We start from the raw sequence: 270 nt of genomic DNA, 5'->3' as shown, positions 1-270 counted from the left end.
ATTTAAAGATTCTGCCGCATTCTCATATACGGCGGAGTCGCCTATAGGGGGAATGGATCCGTCTTGCCAAACACATATCTGAAAGGCGCGCAAAGCTTTATCGATAATTGGTGGGGCGATATCACCAAACCTGCTTTCGACACCCCAGTCGCTGAACTTACTTATCACCGACTTAAATAATTGCACGTTGAAACGATGATACCCAACCGTATTTTCATTGGCATACCCATCGGAATCGAAAGTACGCAACACACTATCGATCAGCCTATC

At 45.6% G+C, this 270-nt stretch carries 1 protein-coding gene; it reads right to left on the bottom strand.

Going from position 1 to position 270, the window contains the following annotated elements:
• Positions 1 to 270, bottom strand: a 270-nt coding sequence (locus SB679_RS24400; RefSeq protein ID WP_410704844.1) for a hypothetical protein, incomplete at both ends; no start/stop codon positions are given.

It is taken from the genome of Chryseobacterium sp. SIMBA_029, assembly GCF_046535275.1.
Taxonomy (GTDB): Bacteria; Bacteroidota; Bacteroidia; order Flavobacteriales; family Weeksellaceae; genus Chryseobacterium.
This window is presented reverse-complemented; position numbering and strand designations above follow the sequence as displayed.